The sequence below is a fragment of the Nannocystis sp. genome (genome assembly GCF_016714285.1).
Taxonomy (GTDB): Bacteria; Myxococcota_A; Polyangia; order Nannocystales; family Nannocystaceae; genus Nannocystis.
In genome coordinates this window covers 26,025-50,023 of record NZ_JADJNN010000025.1, presented here as the reverse complement: position 1 = coordinate 50,023, position 23,999 = coordinate 26,025, and the positions used below count along the sequence as shown (strand labels likewise).

The following is a 23,999-nucleotide window of genomic DNA, read 5'->3' as shown; positions in this document are numbered from 1 at the left end:
GCAACCTACGCCAGTCGCGGGGCCATTCGAGGGCCATTCGAGGACTAGTCGAGGACGCCGCGGCCGACCTCGATCGGGACCGGCGGGGTGAGCTCGTAGCGGAAGCCGCGTTCGTCGCGGCGGATGGTCCAGCGCCGACCGTGACGGCGGACGCGGCGGATGTAGTGCTCCTCGGCGGCGCCGTGGACGACGTAGCTGTGGTTGCGCAGGAGGAAGTTGGCGAGGCGCAGGACGTGGTGGTTGTAGAGGCGGTGGCAGCCGTGACTGTCGCCGACGAGGATCGATCGGTAGCTGACCGAGCCGTGGGTGCGGATGCCGTGGTCGAGCATGTGGGTGCCGTCGCGGAGGATCACGGGCTGGTGGTGGATCAGCATCACGAGGCCGTAGGCGGAGCGATAGCCGGGGCCGATCAGGTCCTCCTTCACCGCCCAGTGGCCGTCGCGGCGGCCGACGAGGTCGTCGTCGGGGGTGCCGTCGGGGGCGAACCACACCGGCGCGACGACGAGGTCACGCCACACGCGGGGGCCGGTGTCCGACGGCTTGTGCTTTTTTACGACGCGGCCGTTGGCGAGCTTCTCGGCCTTCCATCCGCCGACGGTGGTCGGCCAGCGGACCAGCGCGAGCTCGCCGTCGCCGGCCTGCGCGTAGAGGGTGAGGGTCGCGCGATCGTCGGCGCCGTGGCGATCGATGACGGCCCGCAGGGGCAGCGTGCGGCTGTGGTAGGCGGGCGGCGGCGGCAGGGCGACGGCGACGGTGTGGGCGTCGGCGGCGAGGATGCTGCGCAGGCCGTCGCGGGTGGTGGCGAAGTCCAGCCATCCGAGGGCACGCGCGGCGGCTTCGGTGGCGGGTGAGATCGAGTCGGGGGCGCCGTTGCTGAGCGGGGGATCGTCGCCCTGGTAGCGCAGGTCGGCGGGGTCGAGCTGACGACCGAGGACGGTACCCCAGGCGTTGCGGGCCGAGCCGTCCTCGATCAGGCCGGCCGCGTCGGCGACGCGCTGACGCAGGAGCCGGAGCGCGAGGCGGAAGTCGAGCTCGCGGCTGCCGGCGATCAGGGCGTCGCGGGTGTCGGCGTCGAGCTCTCCGTGGGCGACGATCCAGTGGCGACGCTGATAGGCGGCGAGCGCCTGGCGGGTCGCGCCGTCGACGATGCCGCTGGCGCGCTGCAGGAGGCCGTCGCAGACGAGGTGGGCCTGCAGCGCGGCGATCGCCCCGAGGCGGATCGCGTCGCGCTCGGCGTCGGCGACCAGGCGCGCGTAGGCGGGGCTCTGCGCGGCGAGCTCGGCGGGGTCGGCGAGGCCGCGCCTGGCGATCACCGCCGCGATGTAGGCCAGGCGGCGCGCCTGCGTCTTGCGGCGCGCCTGCGCCTCGCTCGGGTCCTCGCGTCGCAGCGGCACGCGGACGGCACGCAGCGGGTCGTCGTCGATCGCGTCGTGGCAGCTGTGGCGTGTCGTGCCGTCCATCGCCGCGAGGACGACGCGCGGGCTCGGGGTGATGCCGTAGAGCTCGAGGTCGTGGTCGCTCGCGGCGAGGGTGTCGTCGCCGAAGCGCTGGTCGGCGAGCGCGATGAAGGTGTCGCGGTAGCTCGGCGGGGCCACGCCGGCCGCGATCGCGGCGCCGTCGAAGGAGTAGGGGGCCCAGCTGTCGCCGAGGTCGAGCGTCGTCATGTGGGCGGCGCGGAGCTCGTCGGGGCAGCGCTCGCCGATCGTTCGTCCGCCGCGATAGACGGGGGCCTTGTGCTCACAGGTCGGCGCCGCGACGGTGGTCGGCGGTGCCAGGGCGAGCAGCAGGGTGGCGATCGACGCGAACACGGGGGGGGCGGAGCAAGCGGTGTGCCGCGAGGAATGCTAGCGGAGTTCGGCGGGCGGCGTGGGCCAGCGTGCAGCCGCTGCGGGGCGGCGCAAACCCGGCGCGTGGGCCCACGTCGAGGTACTAGCGCGATCGGGCGGGGGCGAGAAAGGTGGTGGCGAGGGCGAGCAGGGCGGGCAGGGCCTGCACGACGAGGATCGAGGGCTTGGCCGTGAGCCCGCCGAACACGCCGGCGACGACCACGCAGGCGAGGAAGAAGCGGGCGCTGGCGCGGCCGTGCGCGGCGTCGCCGAGCATCAGCGACCACAGCAGGCCGGCGCTGAGGAAGCCGTTGTAGAGGCCCTGATTCATCGCCAGCACCGCGGACTGGGCCGCGAAGGCGGGGGTGGTGCCGAAGCGGGCCATGACCGGCTCGCTCTGCCACAGGAACATCTCGAGCACGAGGAAGACGAGGTGCAGGAGGGCGACGAGGACGATGAGGGCCTTGCTGAGCTTGGACATGGGGGAGGATGACGGTGTCAGAGGGCGGTCGGCGTGTCCATGTTCGCAGGGGTCGCGGTCCGGAAGGTTCGCAGCGTCCGCGGGTTCGCGGTGTGGCTCAGCGCGGCTCGAGGAACAGCTCGGCGAGCATGCAGCGGGCGCTGCCGCCTCCGACGGCCTCGATCGTGGGGATGGCGACGGGCAGGAGGGTGGTGTGGCGCTCGAGCTGCTGCACCTGGGTCGGAGCGAGGGCGGCGAGGGCGGTCTGCGAGAGCACGCAGACGGGGGCGCCGCGGTGGTCGATGAGCTGCAACATGTTGCCGGCGAAGCGATCGATCTGCGGTGGGGTCAGCTCGATGAGCTCGCCGCCGGCCTCGAGCTGCGCGCGCAGGTCGGCACGAGCGGGGGCGGCGACGAGATCGAGGCCGCAGGCGGCGAAGCCGTGGCCGACGCAGAGCACGACGTTGGTGTGATAGATCGGCTGGCCGGCGGCGTCGTGGGCGGCGAACAGGACCGGCGTGTAGCCCTCGCGCGTGGCCCAGGCGCGCAGCAGATCGGGGTCTGTGCGCGAGGACTCGCAGGCGTAGGCGAGGCGGCGGCGGGCGTCGAGGACGAGGCTGCCGGTGCCCTCGAGGTAGCGGCCGTGCGCGGCGTGGTGGGTCCAGTCGACGATCTCGGTGACGCGGTGGCGGCGGGCGAGCTCGTCGACGAGCGCCGGGTCGACCTCGGCGCGGCGGCTGGCGGCGGCCATCGGGTAGAGGTGCACGCGGCCGCCGGGGTGGGTGGAGATCCAGTTGTTGGGGAACACGGCGTCGGGCCGGGGCGGGCCGGGGCGCTCGTCCCAGACCCACGGCGAGAGGCCGGCGCGGACCAGGACCTCGACCATGGCGTCGAACTCGCGGCGGGCGGCGGCGGCGAGCTCCTCTCGATGGCCGCCGACGGCCCGGGCGAAGCCGTTGCTGGCGGCGGTCTCGGGGTTCCAGCCGAAGGCCGCGGGTCGGATCATGAGCACGCGATCGGTGAATGCGGTGGCGAGGTCGGCGGGCACGCGGGGGCCGAGATACCACTGTTCTCGTGGCGCGATGACCCGCGGATCGCAGGCATCGTCGCCGGCATTTCGCGGCGATCGTGGCGCTATCCGGGGACCTTCGGGGGAAACCGCGCGCGAGATTGGAGGATTCACCGCTTTACAACGGGTGGGGCAGGTCGGTTACAGTCGCGGTCCGCGAGGGGCACACGTTCATGGCAACCAGACGGATCGTTGCATCGCCACCAGCAGCACCCGCAAGGCCCGCAGCGGCCGCGCCATCCGCAGCGCCTGCGAAGTCCGCGGCGCCCGCAGCGGCTTCGACCGCGACTCCGACTACGACCGCGACTCCGACTGCGGCCGGGGCCGCGCCGAAGAAGGTCAGCCTGTCGTCGCTGTTCAGCGAGCTCGACAAGGTCACCGGCGACGGGCGGATGGACAAGGTCAAGGTGATGCTGCGGGCGGAGCGGTTCCAGCTGTTTAGCGAGGTCAATGACGAGCGCGTGACCGGGGTCGTGAAGAGCCAGAATAACCCGTCGCTGTTCTATGCGTGCAGCATGGACGCGAAGGGGCGGTATATGTGCTGCACGCAGAACCTGTTCCCCTGCGGTGGGCTGCGGGGCAAGCCGTGCAAGCACCTGCTGGTGCTGCTGGTCGGGCTCGCCCAGGGGGCCCAGCTGGACCCTGCCACGGCGCTGCAGTGGGCGCGGGCGACCCGCGGCAAGAAGGCCGCGCTCGACAAGGATTCGATGAGCGCCACCTTCATCCGCTACAAGGGCGCCGAGGCCGGTGAGGTCGACTGGCGCCCGACCGAGACGATCCCCGAGGATTACTACGCGATCTAGTTTTGGGGGCAGGGTTGGCCGAGGTCGAAGAGATCGCCAGCACCCTCGAGAACCTCCGCGGCCGGATGGTCGAGCTGGTCGTGCGCGGGCTCGCCTCGGTCGCGCCGGGCGACCTCTCGCCGCTGGAGCTGCTCACCGACAGCTATGAGCGGCAGGGGCTGGTGCACATCACGTCGCGGCTGCGGGCGATGCTACGGGCGATCACGAGTGACACCCGCGGCGCCCCGGTGGCCCTGCTCTCGGCCTACACGAGCCTGCACGTGTTCGAGCGGGTGCTCAGCCTCGAGGCGGCCGCGAGCGCGTGGGCGCAGGCGATCGCGGCCGGGGACGAGGATGAGGACGAGGCCGAGGCCGTCGCCGCGAGCCCGGGGGCGGTGAACACGGAGCTCACAAGTTTGCCGGCGCCGGAGCAGAAGAAGCTGGCGGCGCTGCTCGAGGAGCTCGCGCGGGCGATCGAGGATCTCGTGCGCACCGGGCTGACCAGCGCGACCGAGGCGACGCGGCAGAAGCTCGACGTCTCGTTCAAGGAGGCCTCGCGCATGAAGCTGCTGCGGCTCGGGGCGACGCTGCGCTACGTCAACGAGGAGGTGGGCCGCTTCCTCGCGCACAGCGAGGCGTTCTCGGCGAAGCGCTTCGTGTTCTTCACGCACCGGGCGTGGCTGCTGGCGCGCGGGCTCGCGGAGGCGCTGGCGGCGAAGAACGATCGCGTGCTCGCCCGGCTGTCGGGCACCGGCGCCCGCGATCCGCTGCCGGTCCGGTCGATCGATGTGGTCACGCTGGGTGTGTTCGCGCGGACCGTGCAAAATACCTGCACTTTTGAGTTTCGTCTGCGCGTGGTCAAGGCCGAGGATCCCGCGCTGGTCGGCCGATCTCTGGTGTTTGGCCTGGTGTTCGGGCGAAAGTCCGCGGATATCACGGCCGAGGCGTTTCTCCACCTGCCGCAGCCGCAGAAGTATCACCCGAAGATCTTCAGCGAGCGGATGGTGCTGACGGTGACGGGCGCCGCGATCGCTCTGGATGAGCGCGGCGGGGGTCGGCTGCTGCTCGGGCCCAAGGGGACGGTGACGCAGCAGGGCAAGCTGGCGGGCGGCTGGGAGCCGTACCTCGAGTGGCAGATGGGACCGGCGCTGGCGCGCGCGCGGGCCCTGGTGCCATCCCCCCTCGACCTGCCCAACGAGCTGCAGGAGGAGGTCGTGCTGGCCGACTGGAGCTGCAAGGAGGACAAGGCGCGGGCGACCCCGGAGCGCCGGATCTTCGCGGTAACAGCGGCCGGGCTCGAGCTCGACGCGGTGGTCTCGACCGGCGCCGACGGCAAGACCCTGGCGGGTCACCTCGAGGCCCACGCGAAGCGCAAGCCGAGCGCCGCGAAGCCGCCAGCGCCGCTCTACGGGCTCGTCCACTACGAGCTCGGTCGCCTGGTGTTGACGCCGCTGGCGACGCTCGGGCCGGACGGCCCGCTCCACCTGATGCTATCGAACGAGAAGATCAACCTGTCCGCGCTCCTCGGCAGCCTCCAACTCTAGCGAATCGAACCCCGCCATGGCCAAAGCGAAGACCCCCAGCGCCGCCGACCCGAGCAGCGCGCCGAACGTAGCCCCGGTCCCCGCGCCGGCATCACCGTCGGAGTCGGAGCTCCTGCGCGAGCCGGCCGAGCTCAAGTATCGCCGCGAGCTCGAGGCGCTGCGCCAGAACGAGGCCGACCAGGCGCCGGCGGCGTGGCAGCTGTCGCCGCGCTCGGTGCTCACTTACATCACGGGGGCCAAGAAGCCGCTCAAGGCGAAGATCGACGGCAAGGAGGTCGAGGTCGCGATCACGCGCAAGTTCTTCGGCGACGACTCGATCGTCGAGCGATCGATCGTGACCCTCGCGAGCGAGCGGGCGCTGCTGCTGGTCGGCGACCCGGGGACGGGCAAGAGCTGGCTGTCCGAGCACCTCGCGGCGGCGATCTCGGGGACCTCGCTGCTGACGATCCAGGGCACGGCGGGCACCACGGAGGAGCAGATCAAATACTCGTGGAACATCGCCCGGATCATCGCCGAGGGGCCGAAGCCGGAGAACATGATCCAGAGCCCGTGCATGCTGGCGATGCGGGCGGGCAAGATCTTCCGCTTCGAGGAGATCACGCGCTGCGTCGGCGACGTGCAGGACGCCCTGGTCTCGATCTGCTCGGACAAGACGATCGCGGTGCCCGAGCTGCCCGACGACCCGATGGTGTTCGCGCGGCCCGGCTTCAATATCATCGCCACCGCCAACGCGCGCGACCAGGGCGTCAATGAGCTGTCGGCGGCGCTCAAGCGCCGCTTCAACTACATCCATATCCCGGTGGTCTCGGACCAGAAGACCGAGGTGGAGATCGTCCGCACCCGCTCGGCCGAGCTGCTCGAGCGCTACAAGATCCCCGGGCGCATCGAGGAGCCGGTGCTCAAGCTGTTGACGACGGTGTTCCGCGAGATGCGCCAGGGCGCCACGGGGGAGGGCCTGAGCGTGCAGAAGCCGACGACGACGCTGTCGACGGCGGAGGCGATCGGCGTGGCCCTCGACGCGGCGATCCACAGCCGCTACTTCGGGACCGGCACCGTCGGCCCCGAGGACATCGCCCGCAATCTCATCGGCTCGATCGTCAAGGAGGACCTCGCGGACCTCAAGGTGCTCAAGGAGTATATGAGCCTGGTCGCCAAGAAGCGGGCCGCCAGCGACCCCGCCTGGAAGCTGTTCCACGACGCCGCAGTCAAGGTCCTGTCCGCCTGAGCGAGCCGATGCAGGACATTCTCGCCGACCGTCCGGGCCTCGACGCGAACGCGGTGGAGCAGCGCGCCCGCGCGGTGCTCGCGGAGCCGCTGTACTGGTTCCCGGTCCGCCACCACTCGCCGAGCGCGGCCCGCTTCCTCGCCGAGGCGCTGCGTGCCCGTCGGCCGCGGGTGATCTTCATCGAGGGCCCGGCCGAGGCGACGGAGATGGTGCAGCACATCGCTGACGCGAAGACCAAGCCGCCGATCGCGATCTATTCGTCGTATCGTGATGACGACAATGTGCTGGGCCTCGCCGGGATCGCCAGCTCGGCGCCGGACGTGCCGGCGAAGTGGGGCGTGTGGTATCCGCTGCTGCCGTACTCGCCCGAATATGTGGCGATCCGGGTCGCGAAAGAGATCGGCGCGCAAGTGGTGTTCATCGACCTGCCGCATCACGGGCTGATCGCGCCGCACGTGGCGGGCGAGGAGGAGGCGGAGGAGGAAGAAGAGGAAGGTGAGGAGGACGACGAGGTGGCGCCGGCGGAGCAGGCGAGCTGGGAGAACCTCGCGGTCGAGAGCGACTTTTACCGGAGCCTGGCCGAGACGGCGGGCTACCGCTCGTGGGCCGAGTGCTGGGACGCGCTGTTCGAGGTCGGTGGACGGCACGCGGACGCCGAGGAGTTTCGCCGCGACCTGACCTACTTCTGCGCCGCGGTGCGGGCGACGACCAGCGACGAGCGCATGCTGCGGGACGGGACCTTCGCGCGCGAGGACCACATGTGGCGGGCGATCGCCACCACGCTGGCGGAGCAGAAGCTGCGGCCCGAGGACGCGGTGGTGGTGTGCGGCGGGTTTCACCTGTTCATGCGCCGGGAGCTGGTGCCGGCGCAGGTGCTGCCAAAGGGCACGGTGTACGCGACGGTCGCGCCGTACTCGTATTATCGGACCAGCGAGCGCTCGGGCTACGGCGCCGGCAACCGCGCGCCGAAGTACTATGAATCGATTTATCAGCACACGCAGGGGCCGGTGGCGGTCGTCGCCGACGCGCCGATCCGGGCGATGGTCGATCATGTGGTGGCCGTGCTGGCGCGCGGCCGGCGGGCGGGCGAGCTGCTGTCGTCGGCGGACGCGATCAGCATCACCCAGCACGCGCGCATGCTGGCCAGCCTGCGCGGGCACAAGGCGCCGACCCTCGACGACGTGCGCGACGGGATCGTGTCGTGCTGCTGCAAGGGCCGGCCCGAGGAGGAGGGGCGCTACCTGCTAGCGGCGATGAGCGAGGTGGAGATCGGCAGCGCGGTCGGGCGGGTGACGCCGGCGCTCGGGCGGCTGCCGCTGGTGTTCGACTTCTACCGAACGATCGACGAGCTCGACCTCGGCGAGACGATGGGCAAGGAGAAGAAGACGAAGATCGCGCTCGACCTGCGCCAGGAGGCGGACGAGCGGCGCTCGGTGTTCTTCCACCGGCTCGCGGAGCTCGGGGTGTCGTTCGCGGCGATCGTCGAGGGCGGGGCGACGAACACGCTGTTTCGCGAGGTGTGGAAGGTCGAGTGGTCGCCGAAGGTCGAGACCCAGCTGATCGAGAACAATCTCTATGGCGATACCATGGAGGCCGCGGCGACCGCGAAGATCGACGAGGAGCTGGCGCGCGAGCAGGACGACGCGGCCAGCGTGTGCGAGCGGCTGCTGCGGGCGACCAACATGGATCTGCCGGGGCTGGTGCTGCGGATCGAGGAGACGGCCGGGCACGCGATCGACGCTGACGCGCGCCTGGTCTCGCTGGCGCGGGCGCTGACCCACCTGACGGTCCTGCGGCGTCAGGCGGCGCGCAAGAAGATCCGCGAGGACGTGGTGAAGGATCTGGAGGGCCGCTGCTTCGCGCGGGCGTGCTTTGCGATCCCGGAGGTCGCCAACGTCCCGGTCGAGGATCACGAGGAGGTGCTGGCGGCCCTCAAGAGCGTGGCCGAGGCGCTGCTCGGGGACAGCGGCGTGGGCTTCGACAGCGTGTTGTTTGTCGAGAATGTGCGCTCGGCTTACGCGGAGTCGGCGTCGCCGTATCTGCGCGGGGCGATGTGCGGGCTGTTGACCGAGACGCGGGCGCAGCCGGCGGAGGTGCTGTCGCAGGAGATCCTGAAGTTCGCGCAGTCGCGACCAGAGGTGATGCTGACCTGCGGCGAGTTCCTCGACGGCGTGATGGCGACCAGCCGCACGGCGATCATGCTCGGCGCGCAGTCGCTGGTGGAGGCCTTCGACGTGCTTCTGCGGGCGGCGTCGTGGGAGCAGTTTCTCATCATGTTGCCGCGCACGCGCAAGGCCTTCGAGCGCCTGCACGACCGCTCGCGGGTCGCCTTCGCGGACCGGGTCGCCGAGCTGTACGGGCTGCAGGAGGGCGAGGGCGACAAGCTGGCGCAGCTCGACACCTCGGCGGGGGCGGCCGCGTGGATGGCCCGCATCGACGCGCGTGTCGCCGAGCTGATGAAGGAGTGGGACTTTTGACGAACGCGAACAAGACGACGCTGGCGGGGCTCGATCCGGCGGCGCAGTCGCTGGTCGGGCGCTGGCGCCTGGTGCTCGGCAAGGACGCCGAGGCGGCGGGCGTGTGCCTCGCGGGCGGTGCCGGCGGGGAGGACCAGCAGGGGGCGGAGCAGACCCTCGAGTTCGTGTACGGCGAGGCCCGCGGCGCCGGCTCGGCGGGCTCGGCGTTGTCGGTGCCGAAGTGGATCGACCGGGTCAACGAGCTGTTCCCGAAGCAGGCCCGCGAGGTGCTCGAGCGCGAGATGATCCAGCGGCGGGGCATCTCCGAGATCCTCGATCAGCCGGACCTGCTCGACCGCATCGAGCCGAACGTCGAGCTGGTCAAGACCCTGCTGACCCACAAGGACCTGCTGACGCCGAAGACGCGGGTGCTCGCGCGCAAGGTGATCGACAAGGTCGTGGAGGAGCTGCGCAAGAAGCTGGAGATCCGGGTCCAGCAGGCGATCACGGGCGCGCTGCGCAAGGACCGGCACTCGCCGCGCCGGGTGTTCCGCAACCTCGACCTGCGCACGACGCTGCGGCGAAACCTGCGCAACTGGAACGACGAGCGGCGCAAGCTGTTCGTCGACCGGATCTTCTTCTACGCGGCCGAGAAGAACAAGCGACCGTGGCACGTGATCGTGTGCGTCGATCAATCCGGGTCGATGCTCGAGTCGGCGATCTTCTCGGCGGTGATGGCCTCGATCTTCGCCGAGCTCCCGGGCGTGAAGACCTCGCTGGTGCTGTTCGATACGCAGGTCGTCGACCTCACGGACAGGGTCGGCGCGCCGGTCGACGTGCTGCTGAGCGTGCAGCTCGGCGGCGGCACCGATATCACCCGCGCGCTCGAGTACTGCTCGGGCCTGGTCCGCGAGCCGGCGCGCACGATCGTGGTGCTCATCACGGATTTCTATGAGGGGCGCCCGGAGGCCGACCTGGTCCGCGTCGTCGCCCGCCTCGCCGGCGCCGACGTGCGGATGATCGGCCTCGGCGCGCTCGGCTACGACGCGCAGCCGCAGTACAACCGCCAGACCGCGAAGAAGCTGCGAAAGGTCGGCATGGACATCCTGTCGTGCACGCCGGAGAAGCTGGCCGAGTGCATGGGGCAGATCATCCGCGGCTGAGCGGCGTGCGCAATTGCCCTGGATCGCGGCTTGACAGGCGGTGCCGGTGGCGGTGCGCTAGCGGGGTGCCCGTGACTCCCCAGCGCATCTCGTTCATGGCGGCGATCGTCGCGGTCGCGGCCTGCTTCGTCGACGCCGGGAGCAGCGGGTCCGGGCCGACCAGCGCGAGCGGTGAGACGGGCACGAGCGGCGCGAGCACGGGGGCCGACGCGACGACGGGCACGAGCACGGGCGAGGCGCCGACGACGGGCGGCGCGGGGACCAGCAGCACGGGTGGGCCGGCGACGACGGGCAGCGTCGACCCGACGACCGGCGTCGCTGGGTGCATGGACGACGGGGGGTGCGGGGACGCGGAGTCGTGCGTGATGGGCAGCTGCGTGCCGCTGCCCACGTCGTGCAAGCAGATCCACGCCCAGGAGCCCGAGGCGAAGAGCGGCGGCTACAAGGTGGACCTCGATGGGCCCGGCGGGCTCGCGCCGGTCAAGGCGTTCTGCGACATGCTCGCCGACGGCGGCGGCTGGACGATCTTCTACGCGGCGACGGGCGGCGACGGCGAGGAGCCGATGGTCAGCGATATCGCCGTGGCCGGTGATCCACTCGTGTTCGCGGCGTACAACCTGGACCGGGCGAGCAAGGTCGCGCTGGCGGCGGCGGCGAGCGAGACCCTGTTCGTGCGCACGGGCGGGATCTGGCTCAAGGCAGACGCGCCGGCCTTCGACGCGACGCTGACCGCGCCGGCGAGCTTCGCCAAGGTCGCGGTGCAGCTGACCAGCAGCGACGGCGAGACGACCCCCGCGTTCCTCGGCTGGGCCAACTACAACCATTCGCAGGGCGGCGACTTCGGGCTGTCGGGGGCGCCCGACGGCCCGTCGTGCGACAGCAGCGTCATTGACATGGGCTTCTCCATGATCAAGAGCGACTACTGGATGCTCAACTGCGATTGCTACTGGCAATATCTGTACAGTTATTCGAGCAACGCCGCCGACGGCGACGCGGGCTATGATGTGAATCACGCGCTGGGCGCGTGGTCGCAGACGCAGCTCTGCGACAAGGCCGAGGGCGGGAAGCTGGTGTTCTACGCGGCGATGCGCTGACGAGGCGTGAGCTCAGGGCTCGCGCGCGAGGGCCAAGGCGGTGCGCAGCGCTGGAGGGCGTCGGGTTTGGGGGCCGGCCGGCTAGTTGCTGCACACGTCGTTGTACACCACGGCGGCGTCGACGCAGTCGCCAGGCTCGCCCTGGAAGATGGCGTTGGAGATCGCGGGGCACTCGAGCGTGACGACGCAGTCGAGGTAGTCGATCGCGGCCTCTCGGCAGGCGCCCATATCCTCCGCGAAGTTGTTGATGCAGCTTTGCGTACAGAGGTCGACGCTGTCGAGGGGCCAGGGGATGTCGCACTCGCCGAGGGCCTTCACGCACAGCGTATGACACGCCTCCGGGAGGGTGGCGCTGCCGCCGGTGGTCGCGTCTGTCGTGCTCGTCGTGTCGGCGGAGGTCGTCCCGGTGGCGTCCGTCGTGGTGGCGTCCGGGGCGGTCGTGCTGCCGCTGGTCGTCTCGGTCGTCTCCGCCTGGGGGTCGTCGGCGGTCGTCGAGTTCGAGTCGTCGGTCGAGGGCGTCGAGGTGGCGGCGGTGGTGGTCGGCGCAGTGGAGTCTTCGGTCGAGGTGTCGGTCGCGTCCTCCGATGTCGTCGGCGCGTCCTCGTCCGCGGGGCACGCGAGCAGGAGGGCCGCGGTCAAGAGCCAGGGGGCGCGCACTCGTCGGACGTCCTGATTCAAGACGCCCGGCCGCAATTTCTCGAGGTTCGGCATGGTAGTTCTCCGGGGAAGACGCACCCAAAGGCCGTCGTTGCTGTAGTCAGGAGGCCGGAGATTTCAATTCACCGGCGGCGACGAATTCTTCGAACGCGTGCGGAGGGGCATCGGGCGGCTGGGGTGCTACGTTCGCACCGAGAACGCCGCCGTGAAGTTCAACCGGGTCGACTCGTACGTGTGGCGTCGTCTCAGGAGCTTCACGGGGTCTTGGTCCACAGATCCCCGTAGCTGAGCGTCGTCCAGCGATTCTCGATCACCGCGTCGCTGCTACAGCGCGGGATCACCTGACCGTTCGCACACACATGATCGACGATCAGCAGCGCCCCCGTATCCCGCATCTTCCGCAGACACTTCGCCCGCCCCCCGACCTGCCACACCGCCTCGGTCGTGAAGATCACGGGCGCGGCGTCGAAGTCGTTGATAGCCCAGCGATCCCGCATCGTCACCGGATTGCCGACGTTGGTGTGCGGCACCCCGTCGGCGCAGTAATCGGCGCGCACCATCCGCGTCGCCGTCGTGAACGCTGGCAGCGGCACGCTCGCCTCCGACGGGCTGTCCGGCGCATATCCCCACAGCGCGGCCTTGCCGACCGCCCCAGAGATGCACCCGAAATACACCGTGTTTGGCCGCGCGCTGATGTTCCCGAGTTTGTGGTCGACCACGATATCTCCGTAGATCACCGTCCGCGCCCCACCCACCGCGTCCTCCTCGCAGGTCGTGTGCCACACGTCGCCGTCGAACCACTCAAAGGTGTAGACCAGCCGCTCCGGGTCGAGCTTGCGCAGCTCGTTGATCGAGCCCGGGTCCCACAGCCCGGCCACGTCCGAGGTCACGACCGTCGTCAGCCGCGCCGTCACGCTGTCCCCCTCGACGTCGAAGGTCCACTGCGAGCCGATGAAGGCGCCGCCCTCGACGAGGCTCCCGCCCACCAGCGCCATCAGCGTGCCGTGATCGACGTCGAGGCTGCCCGCGTCGATCGAGGTGTATTGCCCGCCACCCTCATCGATCTGGACGTCCACCAGCACGACCCCGGCGAGGGCCTGCCCCTGGGTGTCGACCGCCGCGACCTCCGAGGTGAAGATCTTGGGCGTGTTGAAGACCGGGCCGCCCTGGCCCGCGCTGTCGCGAAATTCCAGCTCCCCGGGATCGTCCGGGATGGACCCGTCGCAGGCGGCAGTGAGGGCGGCAGTGAGGGCGAGGGTGATCGTGGCGGGGCGAAATCGGCAAGGCATGGTCGGCATCTCCGTCGAGGGTCTCGCAACTTCCCGTAGAACGACCCGCCGCTTCAATTCACCAGGCCCGCTTTTTTTTTCGCCGCCCGGATCTGCGCGACCGACGATGTCCAGGCGGACCCCACACCGCTACCATGGCCCCGTGGACGGCGACCACGACCTCCTCCGCGCCTGGCAGGCCGGCGACGACCGGGCGGGTGAGCAGCTGTTTCGCCGCCACTACCAGCTGATCCTCCGCTTCTTCCACAACAAGGCCGGCACGAGCGCCCACGACCTGGTCCAGCGCACCTTCCTCGCCTGCCTCGAGGCCCGCGACCGCATCCGCGGCGACGCCTCGTTCCGGGCGTTCCTCTGCGGCGTCGCCCGCAACGTCCTCTTCGACCACTACCGCCTCGCCCGTCGCGACCGCGACCACCTCGACTTCGGCTCGGTCTCCGTCGAGGACCTGCGCCCGACCCCGGGCACGCTCCTCGCCCACGCCCGCGAGGTCGATCTCCTGCTCCGCGCCCTCCGCACGCTCCCCCTCGAGGGCCAGATCATCCTCGAGATGTACTACTGGGAGGGCATGCGCGCGCACGAGATCGGCGACGCGCTCGAGATGCCCGAGCCCACCGTCCGCACCAAGATCCGCCGCGCACGCCTGCGCCTCGAGCAGATCATCCAGGCCAGCACGGCCCCGCCCGCGATCCGCGAGAGCACGATCGAGGGCCTCGCGACCTGGGCCCAGAGGATCCGCGATGGGATCGGCACCTGAACCCGGTGCCCCGGCGCCCCCCGACGTGGCGGATGAATTGATCACCCCGCCCGCTCTACCTGTGCAGGGCGAGGACACGACCATGGCCAGACCCAACAACGGCGCCGCGCGGCCGATCGCCGCGTCGCTCGAGCTCGGCAGCGCCGGCACGCTCCCGGGCGACGACGCCGACACCCAGCGCGACACCCTCCTGCGCGCCGACCAGGACCCCCCGCTCGCCTTCCCCGACCTCGACGACGAGCACGAACGCCGCATGGAGGACCTGCTCGCCGCGCGCCTGTTCCCCGGCCAGGCCGCAGCGACGCGGATCGGCCGCTACACGCTCCTCGACCGCATCGGCCAGGGCGGCATGGGCATCGTCTACGCCGCCTACGACCCCGAACTCGACCGCCGGGTCGCGATCAAGCTGCTCACCGCCTCCCCCGGCCAGGCCGAGGCCCGCCTGCTCCGCGAGGCCCAGGCGATGGCCCGGGTCGCCCACGCCAACGTCGTCGCCGTCATCGAGGTCGGCCAGCATCGCGGCCAGACCTTCGTCGTCATGGAGCACATCCGCGGCATCAGCCTCGAGCGCTGGCCCGAACGCCGACCCCACTGGCGCGCGACCCTCCGCATCTACATCGAGGCCGGCCGCGGCCTCGCCGCGGCCCACCGCGCCGGCGTCATCCACCGCGACTTCAAACCCCACAACGTCATGCTCGTCGAGGGCGGCGTCGACGACGGCCGCGTCAAGGTCCTCGACTTCGGCCTCGCCCGCGCCGCCCTCCCGGACCCGCACCGCGCCACCATCGCCAACACCCCGACCGGCGCCCTCGCCCAGCCCCTGACTCGCACCGGCGCCCTCATGGGCACGCCCGCGTACATGGCCCCCGAGCAGCTGGCCGGCGAACCCGTCGACGAGCGCAGCGATCAATTCAGCTTCGCCGTGTCGCTCTACGAGGCCCTCCACGGCCAGCTCCCCTTCGCCGGCGACTCCCTGCCCGCGCTCGCCGACGCCGTGCTCGCCGGCATCGTCCGCCCGCCGCCATCGGCTTCCGACGTGCCCGCCTGGGTGCAGCGCCTGGTCCTCCGCGGCCTCGCCCGCCAACCCAGCGACCGCTTCGCGTCCATGACCGACCTGTGCGACGCCCTCGAGCGCGACCCCGCCGCCCGTCGCCGCAACCTCGGCCTCGCCGCGGCCCTCAGCGCCGTCGTCGGCGGCGGCACCTGGGCCCTCGCGCAGCACAGCGGAGCCTCCCCGTGCAGCGGCCCCGCCTTCGCCCTGACCGACGTGTGGAACGACGCCCGCGCCGCCGCCGTCACCACCGCCTTCGCCACCACCGGCCTCCCCTACGCCGCCGACACCGCCCGCCGCCTGACCCCGCTCCTCGGCGACTACGCCGGCGCCTGGTCGACGATGCGACGCGACACCTGCGAGGCCCACCGCAGCGGCGAACAGTCCGCGGCGCTGCTCGACCTGCGCATGGCCTGCCTCGATCGCCGACGCGCCAGCTTCGTCGCCCTCACCGAGCTCCTCGTTCACCCCGACGCCGGCATCATCGAGCGCGCCGTCGAGGCCGCCCTCACCCTGCCTTCCCTCACCGGCTGCAGCGACGTCGCCACCTTCACCGCCGAGACCCCGCCCCCCGACGACCCCTCGACCGCGACCGCCGTCGCGACCCTGCGGACCACCCTCGCCGAGATCGCCACCCTCGCCAGCACCGGCCGCCTCGGCCCCGCCGCCTCGGCCGCGCAGCAGACCCTCGCCCGCGCCGAGACCCTCGGCTTTCATCCGCTGATCGCCGAGTCCGCGCTCGCCCGCGGAACCATCGCCCTCGAGCAGGGCCGCGGCGAGGAGGCCGACGCCGCCCTCTCCCTCGCCGTGCGCAGCGGCATCGCGGGCCGTGCCGACCGCACTGCCGCCGAGGCCCTGATCCGCCGCCACTTCGTCCGCGGCGCCCTCCTCGGCCAGCTTGAGCGCAGCGCCGCCGAGGACGACCTCATCGCCGCCCACGCGGCTCGCTTCCCCCGCGACGGCGCGCTGCGCTGGCTCGCCGCCATCAACCGCGGCGCCGTCGCCTACCGCGGCCACGACTTCGATCGCGCCCGCAACTTCTACCGCGACGCCCTCGCCGTCACCGCGGGCCCGACCCGCGACGCCCTCACCGTCACCCCGGATCCGACCGCGGGCCCGACCCCCCGCGACCTCGCCGTCACCACGGGCCCGACCCCCCTCGACCTCGCCCGCACCCGCATCAACCTCGGCCTGCTCGAGTACGACGCCCGCGACTTCGAGGCCGCCCTCGCCTCGTACCGCGCCGCGATCGCCCAGGCCAGCGCCGCCCTCGGCGACGCGCACCCGCTCGTGCTCGAGCTCGCCACCTACGAGGCCGCCGCCCTGTACGCCCTCGGCCGCAAGCAGGCCGCCCGCGAGCGCCTCGCCGCCTTCCTCGACCAGGACTTCACCAGCGCCGACGCCTCCCAGCGCAGCGTCTGGCCCGCGATCCGCCTGTCCCGCCTCGACAGCTACTTCCGCCGCTTCACCAGCGCCCGCGCCCTCGCCGAGCGAGCCCTCGCCGCCACCGCCACCGACGATGCACTCACTCGCATCAACGCCGAGACCACCCTCGCCGACGCCCTGACCGACCCCCGCGAGGCCCAGGCGCGCTACGCCCACATCGTCGCCGACTGCCAGGCCGGCTTCGGCGAACACCACCGAATCACCGCCTCCTTCCTGCAACGCGCCGGCGCCGGCCTGCTCCGCCTCGATCTCCCCGCCGAGGCCCGCACGCAGCTCCGTCGCGCCCTCGCCATCAGCGAGGCCCTCCCCGACCCCGACCCAGCGATCACCGCCGAGACCCGCCGCCTGCTCGCCGAAGCCGCCCTCGCCCTCGCCGATCCCGACGCCGCCCTCACCACAGCCGACGCCGCCGTCACCACGCTCGCCGCCCTCCCCGGCGACCACGCCCTCGACCTCGCCCTCGCCCGCCGCAGCCTCGCCCGCGCCCACCTCGCCCGCGGCGACGCCGACGCCGCGATCGACCTCCTGCGCCCCGCCCTCACCCTCGTCGCGGCCCGCCTCGATCCCGACGACCCCGACCTCGCCGCGACAGCGCACGACCTGGCACGAGCCCTCCTCGCCGCCGACCCGGCACAGACCGATGAAGCCCGCGCCCTGCTCACCCGCGCCCGCGATATCTACACAGTCCTCGGCGAGCCCTTCACGCCCGAACGCACCCGCGTCCAGCACCAGCTCGGCGAAATCTCATCACCATGAATTTCGCCGGGACTCGCCTGCAGCGTCGCAGCGCGTGCTGGTGGGGTCAACAAGACCCGGGCGAAGACCTTGTCAGGGCAGGTGCTGGTCGCGGCGCGGGGACCCGTGAGGCAACGCGCGGCCCATGGCCAGGTGCATGCACTTGGCGATTGGGGAAATCCCCGGGAGTCGGTAGCCTCGGGACCATGGAAAATCTTCGCTTCAGGGCCTTGGGTCGGGGTGTCGCGGTTGTGCTGGGGCTCGGGCTCACGGGCTGCGGTGACAGCGGTGATGGCACGGGCACGGCGGGGTCGACGAGCGCGGGGACGGTCAGCGCGAGCACCGGGACCAGCGCGACGACCGAGCCGACGACGACGGTGCCGACCAGCGGCAACTCGGTGTCGGGGACGACCAGCGACTCGGGCACGGTGAGCGAGTCGGCGGGGATGACGACCACCGGCGTGAGCACGGGGCCCGACACCACGGCGAGCACGGGGCAGGCGAGCGCGACGACGGGCGGCGTGACGGTGGGCGACACGAGCACGGGCGGGGACGCGAGCACGGGCGGGAGCACCGGCGTGATGCCGCCGTGCGAGCCCGGCGACACGATGGGGATGGGCGACGTGGAGAAGAGCTACCTGTGGGTGGCGAACACCGACCAGGGCAGCGTCTCGAAGGTGAACACGATGACGCTGATCGAGGAGGCCCGCTACCGGACGGGGCCGCAGGGCGGGACGGAGAGCCCGAGCCGCACGGCGGTCAGCCTCGACGGGCGCTTCGTGATCGTCAACAACCGCGGCACCGGCAGCTCGGCCGTGATCGCGGCCAACCTCGACGATTGCAAGGACAAGAACAACAACGGGATGATCGAGACCTCGAAGAACAAGAACGACCTGATGGCCTGGCAGGCGGACGAGTGCCTGATGTGGTCGGTGCAGCACCCGTTCAAGGGCGACATCGGCTCCGGCCCGCGCGGCGTGACCTGGACGCCCGGCACCTTCGACAAGGACGCGTGCGTGTTCAAGGACCCGAAGATCTGGGTCGGCTTCCTGCCGGTCGCCAACGCCACGGCGCACATGGTCCGCCTCGACGGCATGACCGGCGCGGTCGAGGAGACGGTGGTGATCAACAATTGGGTGCAGGGCGACACCTTCTGGGGGCCCTACGGGGCGGCGCTCGACAAGGACAAGAACGTGTGGTTCACGGGGCTGCGCGGCGAGCTGTTCCGCATCAACACGATCAACAACCCGGCGACCTTCGACCGCTGGAGCCCGCCGCCGGCGACGCAGTCGTACGGCATGACGGTCGATCCGGACGGCGACCCGTGGCACGGCGGCTGCTCGGGGCCGGTCACGACCTTCAACCCGATGACGCAGGTCTTCACGGCGATCGCCGGGACCCAGGCCTGCCACCGCGGGCTGGCGGCGGACCACAACGGCAACGTGTGGGTGGCGTCGAACGGGCCCTGCGGGCTGGTCCAGATCGACCACAAGACCAACACGCTGATCAAGTTCCACAACCTCAATCCGTGCAGCATCCCGGTCGGGGTCAGCGTCGACCTCGAGGGCTACGTGTGGCTGGTCGACGAGGCCGGCTGGGCGTGGAAGATCGACCCGCTGAACGTGCCGGCCATGAAGAAGGTCGACATCGTCGGCGATCACTACACCTACTCGGACATGACCGGCGGGCAGCTCAAGAGCGTGATCTTGCCGCAGTGAGGTGATTGGGTGCGCGGATGCGGGCTGTCCTTTGGGACAGCCCGCGGAATCTTGCGCTCAGGCGGCGAGCAGGATGAAGGCGATGCCGATCAGAGCGAGGCCGCGGCCGATCGCGTGGGCGCGCAGGTACGCGGGGTCGAGGCCGAGGGTCCGCAGCTTGCGGTGGACGTAGACCTGGGAGCCCGCGACGAAGATGAGGACGACCGGGAGGTAGATCGTCAGCAAGGTTTGGGTGGTGATGGCGTCGAGGCTGGCCATCGCGAAGTAGAGGGCCGCGATCGCGGCGATCGGGATCAGGGCGACCATGCGGTGGGCGGAGAAGGCCTCGACGAGGCGGCCCTTGGCCTCGGTGTTGAGCTTCGCCAGGGCCCGCTCCTGGATGATGCGGCCGACGATCATCGCGGTGAAGAAGACGCCGAGGGCGAGCGGGGCGGGGATGATGGCCATGGGCTCGCATCGTAGCGAGTGGGCGGGATCGGCGTCAACGCGGGTGCTTGCGGACGCGCGGGGTCTGGCCTATGCAGGGACATGCAGGACGAGCCCTACGAGCTTTACTACTGGCCGGGTCTGCCGGGGCGCGGCGAGTACATCCGGATGATCCTCGAGGACGCGGGGGCGGCCTACGTCGACGTGGCGCGGCGGCCCGAGGCGGAGGGGGGCGGGACGCCGGCGATCATGCGAGCGCTCCGCGGCGAGCTCGGGGGTCTGGTCCCGCTGGCGCCGCCGATCTTGCGGGCCGGGGGGCTGGTGCTCGCGCAGGTGGCCAACATCTGCCAGTGGCTGGCGCCGCGGCTCGGGCTGGCGCCGGGCGACGAGGCGGGGCGGGTGGCGGCGAATCAGCTGCAGCTGACGATCGCCGATCTCGTCGGCGAGGTGCACGACACGCACCACCCGATCTCGAGCGGCGGCTATTACGAGGAGCAGAAGGTCGCGGCGCGCGAGCGGGCGGGCTTCTTCGTGGCCCAGCGAATGCCGCGCTTCCTCGGCTACTTCGAGCGGGTGCTCGGCCGCAACGGCGACGGGACGCAGCTGGTCGGTTCGGCGATCTCGTACGTCGACCTGTCGCTGTTTCATACGCTCGAGGGGCTGGCCTACGCGTTCCCCAACGCGTTCGCGCGCGGCGAGCCTGCGATCCCGGGGCTGCTGGCGCTGCGCGAGCGGGTGCGGCAGCGGCCGCGTATCGCCGCGTATCTGGCGTCGGAGCGGCGGCTCGCGTTCAACGAGCGCGGCATCTTTCGTCGCTACCCGGAGCTCGACCTCCCGGCGGACGCGCCGTGAGCTCGGCGGGCCTGGTGGTGCTGCGGTCGGCGGAGCACCGGCGTATGCGCTGGAAGAACGGGCTCGGGTGGACGAACGAGCTGGCGCGTGCGCCCGCGGACGAGGCCGAGGCGTTCGCGTGGCGGGTGAGCGTGGCGGAGGTCGACGCGGACTGCGAGTTCTCGGCCTTCCCGGGGATCGATCGCAGCATCGCGGTGTTGACCGGGGCGGGGATGGAGCTGCGCGTGGGCGCGGAGCAGGTGACGTTGCGTGCAGGCGGGCCGGGGTTTGATTTCGCGGGTGAGGCGGGGGTGGTGTGTCGCCTGCTCGCGGGGCCGACGCGGGACTTCAACGTGATGACGCGGCGCGGGGTGTACACGCACACGCTGGAGCGGCTGCGGCTGGACGGGGCGCGGGAGATCGGGCGGGAGGAGGGGACGACGCTGGTGTACCTGGTGGCGGGGGCGGCGGTGGTGGAGGGGTTGCAGCTGGCTGCGGGGGACTGCTTGCGGGCAGAAGCTGTCCCGGGGGACAGGCTCGTGTTGGCGGGCACAGGCGAGCTGGTGGTGGTGCGGCTGGTGTCGGGTTGAGGCTGTGCGAGTATCCTCGGGCCCCGGTATGAGCGACCTGAAGTTTGTCCCGCAGCGTGAGGTGTGGTTCGTGTCGGCGTTCGTGAACGCGGCCGAGGTCGACCCGCACGCGCGGGCGGGCGAGCTGGCGGCGACGCTGGAGGCGGAGATCCGCGGGGTGACGCGCGAGCGGCTGGCGGCGCTGGCGTGGGACCCGGGGCTGCAGGGCGCGTGCGTGGCGATGCTGGGAGCGTGGCGATCCGCGGGAGCTGGTGCACCTTCGTCGACGGCTTCCCGTACCACGACGAGCACAGGGCTGGTCTACGACAAGCTCGGGCACTTCGATTGGTGGAGTACTTGCGGGGACCCGGAACAGGCGGCGCGGCGGCGGGCGATCGAGCCGGTGCTGGTCCAGCAGGCGCCGTTGATCGCGGCCGAGCGGCTGCGCCGGCTGGCCTCGCTGAAGGTGAGCAGCGCGCTGCGCCTCGACACCAACAGCCCGATCTTCGTGATGGTGATCTGCGACGAGGTGCTGCCGGCGGCGCCGGCGTGGACGCGGGAGAACGTGCAGCTGCACCGGCGCGCGCTCGGGGCGTGGACGGAGGTGTACTCGGGGGCGTGGCCTGATTACAGCGACGAGCTGTACGCGCAGCGGGTGGCCGGCAACCTGTCCAACCGGCTGTCGGAGCTGCACCTGCTGCGCAAGAACTCGGGCTTTCTGTACCTCGCGCCCGACAACATGCGCCGCTTCATGGACAGTTACATGCGGCCGTATGTGCTGCTGCCGACGGCGCAGCTGCGGGCGATGCACTTTGCGATGTTCTCGATCAACGAGTCGCTCGACGTGCTGCTGATGCGACAGGCGCGGGACGACTTCTTCGATCTGGTGGCGATCGAGGACAAGCTGCGGGACCTGCGGCAGATCCGCGGCGCGCTGCAGATGAAGATGAGCGAGATCTACAACGAGCTCGACAGCAACCGGCGGCAGCACTACTCGGCGGTGCTGCGCCACTTGCTCGGCGAGTTTAACCTCGAGCGCGGCGGCATCGTGGCCCGCATCGGCGAGAAGTTCGACACCCTGCACGACGGGCTGCAGCACCTGTATCAGCGGCGCAGCGCGGATGACCAGGCGCGGGCCGATCGTCGGCTCGGTACGCTCGGGACCCTGTTTAGCCTGGGCGTGCTGGCCGACTTCGCGTCGCTGCTGCTCGGCACGGCCGACAGCGTGAGCGAGGGGCGGCGGCTGGCGGCGCTGATCAACGGCGGCTTCTCGGCGGTGCTGCTGGTCGTGCTGGTGTGGGCGATCGCGGGGCGGATCCGTCTGCGCATCGAGTCGTCGCCGCCGCGGCCGCTGCAAGCCGCGGCGGCGATCGTGCTGGATGGGCAGGGGCGGGTCCTGGTCATCACCCGCAAGAACCCGCCGTTTCGCGGGCAGCGGGCCTTCCCGGGCACGTTCGTGGCGTCGGGGGCGAGCGCCGCGGCGGCGCTGCTGCGCGAGGTGAAGGACGAGACGGACCTCGATGTGGTGGTCGAGCGCCTGGTGGGCCGCTACGCGCGAGCAGACCGCGACCCCCGCGGGCGGGTGGTCGCCGAGGCGTATCTGTGCCGGGTGACGCGAGACGGGCAGGCGCCGCGCAGCCGCGAGGACGCGGGCGAGGCCCGCTTCGTGGCGATCGCGGAGCTGCGCGGGGAGGACCTGGCCTTCGATCACGAGGACATGCTGGTCGACGCGGAGCGGCTGCTCGCGGGGTAGTACCTTGGCGGCGCGGAGGACGTCGCACGGGCCGGTGCGGTCCGGCGAAGCGCCCGCTGGCGGGGTAGTACCTTGGCGGCGCGGAGGACGTCGCACGGGCCGGTGCGGTCCGGCTGGGCGTCCGCGGATGCTCGAGAAGCCGGAGGACCGAGAGGGGGGTCGCCCTCACACGGCCTGACACACCGTCGCCGGGGTGATTCCCGGGTCTACGCCGGACTCGGTCGACCCCCCTCTCGGCCCCCCGGCACGGCAAGCCTCCGCTCAGGACGGTGCGGTCGGCGTCGCCGAGAAGCCGGACCGCACCGGCCCTGAGGGCGCGACATGGCCCCACGAACATGTCCCTTACGACATAGGGGCCTTGGTCGCTCTGGCTGGCCGTGGGTGTACGATCACCGACGGTTTGGGCGCGATGCGCATAGGCTGGCGGATCTTCGGAGTGTGCCTGGTGGGTCTCGGCGGCTGCGGGGATGCTGCGACGGCGTCGACGGTCGGGCGAGGCGGGCGACGGCCCGGGCCCCGGCGACCCGATCCGCCGCCGACGCGCGGCGGGGGACCCGGTCACCGGCGACAGGCGACGGCGCGCCGATGCCGGGGCTGGGCGGCGGCGGCGGCGGGATGATCCGGTCGACTTCGATGCCCGTGGGCGAGTTCGATGCGACGGCATCCCGCTGGACGGCGCGCTCCGGGGCTGTGCAGCGACACGGGGGGCTGATGAGCGCCCTGGTGATCCGCAACGACGCGCTGGCGCAGCCGCGGAGCTTCGTCCCCGGCAGCGCGCGCTGGCGGGCACGCTGCGCTCGCCTGCGACGTTGCGCGCCGCTGACGGGCATGGCGGGCCGCGTTCCGGTCAGCCAGGCGCAGTGGTCGGCGTGCGGACGGGGTGGTTCGGTGCCTTCGCCCGTTGTTCTTCGAGGTGGGGGGCGCGGGCTGCGTGGCGGAGCGCTTCATGCTGTCGGCGGAGTCGCTGGCGTTCATCGAGCTGGATGCCGCCGACGATCCGCCGCCCGGGCAGCCGCAGGCCGGCCATTTCTGCGGGGTCGGGCCGCTGCCGGGCCTCGACCTGTCACCGGCGGGGGAGTTCACGGCCCAGATCTGCGGGGTCTGATCGGACCTGCCGCTTGCTTCAAGTCCGCGGTCGACGTGTGGTACCC

At 71.5% G+C, this 23,999-nt stretch carries 19 protein-coding genes; 13 read left to right on the top strand and 6 right to left on the bottom strand.

All coding sequences use genetic code 11. From position 1 onward, the window contains the following. Nucleotides 1–44 precede the first annotated feature (44 nt). The 3 genes from IPJ59_RS30350 to IPJ59_RS30340 form a co-directional block, all read right to left on the bottom strand. Nucleotides 45–1,808 carry a peptidoglycan-binding protein gene (locus IPJ59_RS30350; RefSeq protein ID WP_293274467.1) on the bottom strand — a complete coding sequence of 588 codons (1,764 nt, stop codon included), beginning with the start codon at nucleotides 1,806–1,808 and terminating at the stop codon, nucleotides 45–47. A gap of 121 nt (nucleotides 1,809–1,929) precedes the next feature. Further along, nucleotides 1,930–2,307: a DUF1304 domain-containing protein gene (locus tag IPJ59_RS30345; protein WP_293250378.1), complete on the bottom strand. Its 378-nt coding sequence runs from the start codon at nucleotides 2,305–2,307 to the stop codon at nucleotides 1,930–1,932. 97 nt (nucleotides 2,308–2,404) lie between these two features. Next, nucleotides 2,405–3,334 carry an arginine deiminase-related protein gene (locus IPJ59_RS30340; RefSeq protein ID WP_293274465.1) on the bottom strand — a complete coding sequence of 310 codons (930 nt, stop codon included), beginning with the start codon at nucleotides 3,332–3,334 and terminating at the stop codon, nucleotides 2,405–2,407. Nucleotides 3,335–3,528: 194 nt separating this feature from the next. Here IPJ59_RS30340 and IPJ59_RS30335 point away from each other — a divergent pair, with 194 nt between their 5' ends. The 6 genes from IPJ59_RS30335 (at nucleotide 3,529) to IPJ59_RS30310 (ending at nucleotide 11,619) form a co-directional block, all read left to right on the top strand. After that, nucleotides 3,529–4,158, top strand: a complete 630-nt coding sequence (locus IPJ59_RS30335) for a hypothetical protein (protein ID WP_293274463.1) — start codon at nucleotides 3,529–3,531, stop codon at nucleotides 4,156–4,158. Nucleotides 4,159–4,172: 14 nt separating this feature from the next. After that, entirely contained in the window at nucleotides 4,173–5,681 is a 1,509-nt protein-coding gene (locus IPJ59_RS30330) for a hypothetical protein (protein ID WP_293274462.1), read from the top strand. Nucleotides 5,682–5,697: 16 nt separating this feature from the next. Continuing rightward, nucleotides 5,698–6,906 carry an ATP-binding protein gene (locus IPJ59_RS30325; protein WP_293274461.1) on the top strand — a complete coding sequence of 403 codons (1,209 nt, stop codon included), beginning with the start codon at nucleotides 5,698–5,700 and terminating at the stop codon, nucleotides 6,904–6,906. Nucleotides 6,907–6,914: 8 nt separating this feature from the next. After that, nucleotides 6,915–9,383 (top strand): DUF5682 family protein, encoded by a 2,469-nt coding sequence (locus IPJ59_RS30320; protein WP_293274459.1) that lies wholly within the window; start codon nucleotides 6,915–6,917, stop codon nucleotides 9,381–9,383. Next, nucleotides 9,380–10,525: a VWA domain-containing protein gene (locus IPJ59_RS30315; protein ID WP_293274458.1), complete on the top strand. Its 1,146-nt coding sequence runs from the start codon at nucleotides 9,380–9,382 to the stop codon at nucleotides 10,523–10,525. Before IPJ59_RS30320 ends, IPJ59_RS30315 begins: the two co-directional genes overlap by 4 nt. Before the next feature lie 71 nt (nucleotides 10,526–10,596). Then, the gene (locus IPJ59_RS30310; RefSeq protein ID WP_293274457.1) at nucleotides 10,597–11,619 is read left to right on the top strand and encodes a fibrinogen-like YCDxxxxGGGW domain-containing protein; all 1,023 of its coding nucleotides are present in this window, start codon (nucleotides 10,597–10,599) and stop codon (nucleotides 11,617–11,619) included. A gap of 81 nt (nucleotides 11,620–11,700) precedes the next feature. Here IPJ59_RS30310 and IPJ59_RS30305 read toward each other — a convergent pair whose 3' ends face one another. Then, nucleotides 11,701–12,330, bottom strand: a complete 630-nt coding sequence (locus tag IPJ59_RS30305; protein WP_293250401.1) for a hypothetical protein — start codon at nucleotides 12,328–12,330, stop codon at nucleotides 11,701–11,703. Between the two features lie 200 nt (nucleotides 12,331–12,530). After that, nucleotides 12,531–13,565, bottom strand: a complete 1,035-nt coding sequence (locus IPJ59_RS30300) for an ADYC domain-containing protein (protein WP_293274455.1) — start codon at nucleotides 13,563–13,565, stop codon at nucleotides 12,531–12,533. 142 nt (nucleotides 13,566–13,707) lie between these two features. On the opposite strand from IPJ59_RS30300, the gene IPJ59_RS30295 reads away from it, so the two are divergent. The 3 genes from IPJ59_RS30295 to IPJ59_RS30285 all read left to right on the top strand — a co-directional run bounded on the left by IPJ59_RS30295 (nucleotide 13,708) and on the right by IPJ59_RS30285 (nucleotide 19,269). Beyond that, a complete protein-coding gene (locus IPJ59_RS30295; protein WP_293250407.1) occupies nucleotides 13,708–14,319 on the top strand; it encodes an RNA polymerase sigma factor in 612 nt (203 codons plus the stop codon). Nucleotides 14,320–14,401: 82 nt separating this feature from the next. Continuing rightward, complete coding sequence (locus IPJ59_RS30290; protein ID WP_293274453.1) at nucleotides 14,402–17,572, top strand: serine/threonine-protein kinase; 3,171 nt, start codon at nucleotides 14,402–14,404, stop codon at nucleotides 17,570–17,572. Between the two features lie 185 nt (nucleotides 17,573–17,757). Next, entirely contained in the window at nucleotides 17,758–19,269 is a 1,512-nt protein-coding gene (locus IPJ59_RS30285; protein ID WP_293274452.1) for a lyase, read from the top strand. 57 nt (nucleotides 19,270–19,326) lie between these two features. Here IPJ59_RS30285 and IPJ59_RS30280 read toward each other — a convergent pair whose 3' ends face one another. After that, nucleotides 19,327–19,716: a hypothetical protein gene (locus IPJ59_RS30280; protein ID WP_293274450.1), complete on the bottom strand. Its 390-nt coding sequence runs from the start codon at nucleotides 19,714–19,716 to the stop codon at nucleotides 19,327–19,329. Between the two features lie 81 nt (nucleotides 19,717–19,797). Here IPJ59_RS30280 and IPJ59_RS30275 point away from each other — a divergent pair, with 81 nt between their 5' ends. The 4 genes from IPJ59_RS30275 to IPJ59_RS30260 all read left to right on the top strand — a co-directional run bounded on the left by IPJ59_RS30275 (nucleotide 19,798) and on the right by IPJ59_RS30260 (nucleotide 23,953). Continuing rightward, nucleotides 19,798–20,547, top strand: a complete 750-nt coding sequence (locus IPJ59_RS30275) for a glutathione S-transferase (protein WP_293274449.1) — start codon at nucleotides 19,798–19,800, stop codon at nucleotides 20,545–20,547. Then, entirely contained in the window at nucleotides 20,544–21,116 is a 573-nt protein-coding gene (locus IPJ59_RS30270; RefSeq protein ID WP_293274448.1) for a HutD/Ves family protein, read from the top strand. The genes IPJ59_RS30275 and IPJ59_RS30270 overlap by 4 nt, the downstream gene beginning before the upstream one ends. 28 nt (nucleotides 21,117–21,144) lie before the next feature. Beyond that, on the top strand, nucleotides 21,145–22,848 hold the full coding sequence (locus tag IPJ59_RS30265) for an NUDIX hydrolase (protein WP_293274447.1): 1,704 nt from the start codon (nucleotides 21,145–21,147) through the stop codon (nucleotides 22,846–22,848). Nucleotides 22,849–23,749: 901 nt separating this feature from the next. Beyond that, nucleotides 23,750–23,953: a hypothetical protein gene (locus IPJ59_RS30260; protein ID WP_293274446.1), complete on the top strand. Its 204-nt coding sequence runs from the start codon at nucleotides 23,750–23,752 to the stop codon at nucleotides 23,951–23,953. Nucleotides 23,954–23,999: the final 46 nt, after the last annotated feature.